Origin of the sequence: Pseudomonas sp., assembly GCF_026224925.1 — a bacterium.
GTDB lineage: Bacteria > Pseudomonadota > Gammaproteobacteria > Pseudomonadales > Pseudomonadaceae > Aquipseudomonas.
On sequence record NZ_JAMFRV010000479.1, the window covers coordinates 1 to 5,510 of the forward strand.

Consider the following 5,510-nt stretch of genomic DNA (forward strand, 5'->3'; position numbering starts at 1 on the left):
CATTATTGCGCTGGGCTCGATGCTCGGTGCACTGATGGCCGAGTCCGGTGCTGCAGACCGAATCGCTACGACCTTGCTCGGGCTGGGCAAAGGCCGCTCGCTGCCGTGGGTCATGGCGCTGGTGGCAATGGTCATTGGCTTGCCGCTGTTTTTCGAAGTGGGTCTGGTGATGATGGTGCCGATCATCTTCGTCATGGCGCGTCGCTCCGGGCAGCCGCTACTGAAGATTGCGATACCGGCGCTGGCGGGCATGACCACGTTGCATGCGTTGATGCCGCCACATCCGGGGCCATTGATTGCCGTGAGCGCGTTGCACGCCGATTTGGGCTTGACCATGCTGTTGGGCTTCATGATCGCAATACCGGCGGTGATCCTCGCCGGACCGATTTACGGCAACTGGTTGTCCAAGCGCATGCACGTTGGCGAGCCCGCTGACATCGGCGCGCTGTTCACCGCCAAACCGACCGCGACCCGTCAGCCAAGCTTCGGTACCTCGCTGCTGATTATTCTGCTGCCGGTTATTTTGATGCTCGGCAGTACGTTGGCCAAGGTGGCGATGGCTCCGGAGAGCAACGTTGCACTGACGTTGAAGTTCCTCGGCGAACCGCTGGTGGCGTTGGGGCTGGCAGTGATTGCGGCCGTGATTTGCCTGGGTTGGGCCAACGGTCTTTCTCGTGAACACGTAGGCGGCACATTACGCAAAGCATTGGCGCCTATTGCCGTGTTGTTGCTGACCATCGGTGCCGGTGGCGGGTTGAAGCAGACCTTGCTGGATGCCGGTGTGAGCCACACCATCAGCAAATTTGCAGAAGGTGCGCACATGCCGTACCTGTTGCTGGCATGGGTGATAGCCGTACTGCTGCGCCAGGCCACCGGCTCGGCGACTGTTGCAACCACCACCACTGCGGGCATTCTTGCGCCGTTGATGGCGGGTTTGGCTGCGACCCAAAGCTCGCTGGTTGCATTGGCTATCGGTGCGGGTTCGGTGTTCTTCTGCCACGTCAATGACGCCGGCTTCTGGATGGTTCGTGAGTACTTCGGCCTGGAACTGAAACAAACGATCTGGGTGTGGTCAGTCCTGCAAACCATCGTCTCGGTGGTCGGGCTGATCGGCACGTTCCTGTTGTGGGAATGGTTTGTTTAAAGCGTTATGCCAAATATTGTAGGAGCTGCCGAAGGCTGCGATTGCGTCAGAAAGATCGCAGCCTGCGGCAGCTCCCACAGGGTTTTTCCCCGCATACCCTTCGTTACACGTCGCCTTTTCCCCTCGCTAATGCGGAAACGCCCTACATATCGCTTTTTGCACTTCAGATAGTCTGCGGCCCGTCCCGCTAGCACCTTGTTACAGGTCGCTAATTTAAATTATCTGGAGCGTTTGATGAATCTTCAACGTGCGTACAACTTTGCCCGCAAGTCTGCCTCGCTGTTAGCCGTCGGAGTATTGGCTGCTTGCGCCAGTGCACCTTTGCCGGAAGAACAAATAGCCCTGTCCAAAAGCGCTGTAAACCGTGCCGTTTCTGCAGAAGCAACTCAATACGCGCCACTGGAAATGAAGTCGGCACAAGACAAGATGTTGCTGCTGGAACGTGCTGTCGGCGAACGCGATGCTGCCCAGGCTCGGGTCTTGGCTGAACAGGTCGAAGCGGACGCCAACCTGGCCGAGAGCAAGGCGCATGCGGTCAAGTGGCAGCAGCAACTGGAGGCATCCCGCAACGGTATTCAAGTGCTGAAGCACGAAATGCTGAATGCACCGGACAGCACCCCCAATGTGTTCTCTGACGACTCTTTGTAAGGATTACCGCATGCGTATTTCATTGATGCTTCCTGTTACTGCGGTTGTCAGCCTGTTGCTGGCGGGCTGCGCCGCTACCCCGGAAAACGCCGATCTGTTGCAAGCCCGCGATCAGTTCTCCGCACTGCAAAGTAAGCCGCAATCCACCACCCTGGCAGCCCTTGAAACCAAGGATGCCTCGGCGGCGCTGAGCAAAGCCGATCAGTTGTCCAGCCAAAACCGTAAAGCTCCAGGGATCGAGCAGTTGGCGTATGTCGCCAGCCAGAAAATCGCCCTTGCCGAACAAACTATTTTGGGCCGTGAAGCCCAGGCAGGTCTGAAGACCATTGATGCTGAGCGCACCCAGGTTCGTCTGGACGTACGCACCGCACAATTGCGAGCGTTGCAGGCGATGAAAGCCAAGACCACCGAGCGCGGCCAAGTAATCACTTTTGGTGATGTGTTGTTCGACAGCGGCAAGGCTGACCTCAAATACGGCAGCCAGCGTAGCTTTCAGCAACTGGCCGAGTTCCTGCTGGCCAACCCCGAGCGCAATGTGCGCATCGAAGGGTTTACCGACAGCACTGGCGCTCCCGACTTTAACCAGAAACTGTCCGAACTCCGTGCTGCGGCAGTGGTGCTGACGTTGGAGCGACTGGGTATTGCCGCCGACCGCATGATCAGCACCGGTTATGGCTCAAGCCACCCGATTGCCGATAACGCCACCGCCCACTCCAGACAGCTTAACCGTCGGGTCGAGGTCATCGTTTCCAATAACTCGGCGCGGGTTAAAACACGCATCTGAGTTTCCCCAAGCTGACCGCAAGGACGCTGGTCAAGCCCGCCTTATGCAAGCCGTTTGCGTGGGCGGGCTTTTTTGCGTCCAGGAGGATTTAAACGGGGGGGCGCGTTAGTCGATAGCGACTATCGAGAGGGGTGATTTTTGCAAAGTGAACACGGCGGGTACCCTTGGTACATTCCCGAAACGAACCCGTGGACACCTTCATGAAACGCCTGACCTTTCTTGCCCTGCTAATCACTACTGCCGTTCTTTCGGGATGTGCAGGCCACTCTCCTGAGTTGCGCCCTTACACTGCCGAAGAAACTCACGAACTGGCACTGGAAGATTTGAACCGTCGTGGTTTGTCATTCGATGAGTATCAAATCAAAAAAGCGCAATTGATCAAAACCCCTCTAGTTGCGCATGAATTTGATAATCGCGGTGACATGAGCGTATCGCGCCAAGTTGTTCGTGCTGACGGTCAGGGTTGATCCCTGAGTTACGCGTCCATCGAGCATTTCTATCTGCGCTTAACTGTACTGCCCGAAGTTTACTGCAACTGTCCATAGGCTTCCCGTTCCCCGTCCGTTACGGTGGCGGCGATTCCTCTTTAGGACCTTGCCCCCATGGCTTTCACTGCTGACCTCCTTTTAGCGTTCGCTTTATTCGCATTCGTCACCTCCATCACTCCTGGCCCCAACAACACGATGCTGCTGGCCTCAGGCGTGAACTTCGGTTTTAACCGGACTGTTCCGCATATTCTCGGCGTCAGCTGCGGTTTCTTTGTGTTGGTGGCAGCGGTTGGGCTTGGGTTAGGCGCGCTGTTTCGGTCGTATCCACTGCTGTACGGCGTGTTGCGTTATGCCGGCGCGGCGTACTTGATGTACTTGGCGTGGAAGATCGCGACCTCGGGGCCGATGTCAGATGAGGCGGTGAGCGAGGCGCGGCCTTTGGGTTTTTGGGGGGCGGCTGCGTTTCAGTGGGTCAACCCGAAAGCGTGGGTGATGGCGGTGGGGGCGATCAGTACCTATACGCCGCTGGAGAGCTATTTCACTAACGTATGGATCATCGCGACGGTGTTTGCGCTGATCAATATGCCGACGATTTGTATTTGGGTTGGCTGTGGCAGTTTGTTGCGCAACGTGTTGAGCGATCCACGTTGGCTACGTCTGTTCAACAGCGCCATGGCGCTGTTGTTGGTGGTGTCGTTGTATCCGTTGCTGTTTGAGTGAAGTGAGCGGTTTACAGCGCTAACTTCAGAAAATACTCGGGAGCCTCAGGTTGTCGGGCCTGAACCCTGCGCTGTAAGCCGTGATAGAAGTGCTCAAGTCCTTCATGCAGGCGCTCGGTGAGGATCTCGTCGAGTTCGCCGCCCCATTCGTTGTCGCTGTAGCTGATCTGTGTATCGATAGCGAAAATACCGTGCAGTACTTCTTGGCATTTGAGGGCGGAGAGTACCGGTTTTAGTGCGTAGTCCACCGCCAGCATGTGAGCGATGCTACCGCCGGTGGCCAATGGCAATACGACTTTGCCGTGCAAAGAGCGTTCTGGCAGAAGGTCGAGCAGGGTTTTTATTGCGCCGGAAAATGATGCTTTATAAACCGGGGTGCCGATCAGCAGCCCATCAGCCTGCCTGACGGCTTCGATGTAGTCGATGACTTGCGGGCTGTCGAAGCGGGCGTAGAGCAGGTCTTCGGCGTTGAAGTCGCGGATTTTCAAAGCGGTTACGTCGACGCCATGCGCCTGTAGCCAACTGCGTGCGTGTTCCAAAACAACGCCGGAACGAGATTTCAGCGTAGGGCTACCTGAGAGTGAAACTACCAACATGCTGTATTTCCTTAGGTCAATGTCACCCGCCATGCAGATGGCTCGGCCTGGTCATTAGTGACGTAGATCAAAGCAGCATGTGTGCCAGTGATGGCGTTTAATTTAAGTATTTGAAAATAAACAAATTTTTACTAGATGACGTTTGTCTGTCGTGGATGTCGACTGTGGATTTTGTTTGTAAGTGTTGTTTTACTGTTGATGTGCCAACAGTTAGTGACCTTCGCGAATGAATTCGCTCCTCCTGAATTCAGGACAAAAAAATCCCCGCGTTTTTCAAGGCAGGGACTTTTGTTGTGAGGCGATGAGGTTCAGTTCCTGAACGCTGCACCTGTTGCAACAACGCTGGCCGATGGCAGCAGGTTGCTGATGTAACGGTTCCAACGGGTGATGTTGGCTGGACCGACAAACACCACGTCTTGGGCTTCAAGCGTGAATTGTCGCGCCAGGATGAAGGCGGTCGGCTTTTCAGCGTTCAGGTGATAAACAGTGGCTGTCTGCCCGTTGGCGTCGCCTGAGCGGATCACATACACCGCGTTGCCGTCTGCCGAATCAGGGGCTAAGCCGCCGGAGTTACCCAGTGCTTCCATCAAGGTCAGTGACGTTGTGCCAAACGAGATCACCTGCGGACGTACAACTTCGCCCAGCACGTACACCTTGTTCGGTGAGTTGCTGTTCAGGTGGAGGTAGTCGCCGTCCTTAAGGAATATCTTGCTGAGCTGCGAGTCTTTACGGTTAAGCGCATCGACGTCGAGCACGTATTCCTTGCCATCACGCTTGAGGCTCAATCCCGCCAGGTTGGCGTCGGTCAGGTCCAGCCCGGCGGTACTGATGGCTTGCACCAGGCTCAACGGAATGTTGTTGATCGGCTGCGAGCCTGGGCTTTTGAAGGCACCCGACAGTAAGATGCGTTGGCTGTTGTAACGCAACACTTTGACATCGACTTTGACCTCAGTGTATTGCGGTGCGAGGCCCAGTCGCAGTTGTTCACGAACTTGGGCCACGGTTTTGTGGGCGGCCTGGATTCTTCCTACATAGGGGAAGTACACCGTGCCGTCGCTCAGCACTTCCCGACTGTTGGCATCCAGTTGATCCTGGGAGCCGGGGGCCGTTAACTCGGGGTGTTCAAATACG

The 5,510-nt window shown here is 56.0% G+C and carries 7 protein-coding genes; 5 read left to right on the forward strand and 2 right to left on the reverse strand.

The annotated features are described in order from the left end of the window. The 5 genes from M0974_RS20535 to M0974_RS20555 form a co-directional block, all read left to right on the forward strand. Positions 1 to 1,144 (forward strand): gluconate:H+ symporter (locus M0974_RS20535; RefSeq protein WP_297840953.1); only part of this gene is annotated, 1,144 nt, incomplete at its 5' end. A gap of 234 nt (positions 1,145 to 1,378) precedes the next feature. Then, positions 1,379 to 1,792, forward strand: coding sequence for a DUF4398 domain-containing protein (locus tag M0974_RS20540; RefSeq protein WP_297840957.1), 414 nt, complete (start codon positions 1,379 to 1,381; stop codon positions 1,790 to 1,792). A gap of 10 nt (positions 1,793 to 1,802) precedes the next feature. Then, a complete protein-coding gene (locus M0974_RS20545) occupies positions 1,803 to 2,576 on the forward strand; it encodes an OmpA family protein (protein WP_297840960.1) in 774 nt (257 codons plus the stop codon). Positions 2,577 to 2,776: 200 nt separating this feature from the next. After that, positions 2,777 to 3,043, forward strand: coding sequence for a hypothetical protein (locus M0974_RS20550; RefSeq protein WP_297840963.1), 267 nt, complete (start codon positions 2,777 to 2,779; stop codon positions 3,041 to 3,043). 135 nt (positions 3,044 to 3,178) lie between these two features. Then, positions 3,179 to 3,784: a LysE family translocator gene (locus M0974_RS20555; protein ID WP_297840968.1), complete on the forward strand. Its 606-nt coding sequence runs from the start codon at positions 3,179 to 3,181 to the stop codon at positions 3,782 to 3,784. 10 nt (positions 3,785 to 3,794) lie between these two features. On the opposite strand, the gene ssuE is transcribed toward M0974_RS20555, so the two are convergent. Both ssuE and M0974_RS20565 read right to left on the reverse strand, forming a co-directional pair. Beyond that, the gene (gene ssuE / locus M0974_RS20560) at positions 3,795 to 4,379 is read right to left on the reverse strand and encodes an NADPH-dependent FMN reductase (RefSeq protein WP_297840971.1); all 585 of its coding nucleotides are present in this window, start codon (positions 4,377 to 4,379) and stop codon (positions 3,795 to 3,797) included. 308 nt (positions 4,380 to 4,687) lie between these two features. Beyond that, the coding region (locus M0974_RS20565; RefSeq protein WP_297840973.1) for a polysaccharide biosynthesis/export family protein at positions 4,688 to 5,510 on the reverse strand (823 nt) is incomplete at its 5' end.

Coding starts and splice junctions, on each gene's coding strand:
- M0974_RS20540 (WP_297840957.1), top strand. CDS start 1,379: ATGAATCTTCAACGTGCGTACAACTTTGCCCGCAAGTCTGCCTCGCTG.
- M0974_RS20545 (WP_297840960.1), top strand. CDS start 1,803: ATGCGTATTTCATTGATGCTTCCTGTTACTGCGGTTGTCAGCCTGTTG.
- M0974_RS20550 (WP_297840963.1), top strand. CDS start 2,777: ATGAAACGCCTGACCTTTCTTGCCCTGCTAATCACTACTGCCGTTCTT.
- M0974_RS20555 (WP_297840968.1), top strand. CDS start 3,179: ATGGCTTTCACTGCTGACCTCCTTTTAGCGTTCGCTTTATTCGCATTC.
- ssuE (WP_297840971.1), bottom strand. CDS start 4,379: ATGTTGGTAGTTTCACTCTCAGGTAGCCCTACGCTGAAATCTCGTTCC.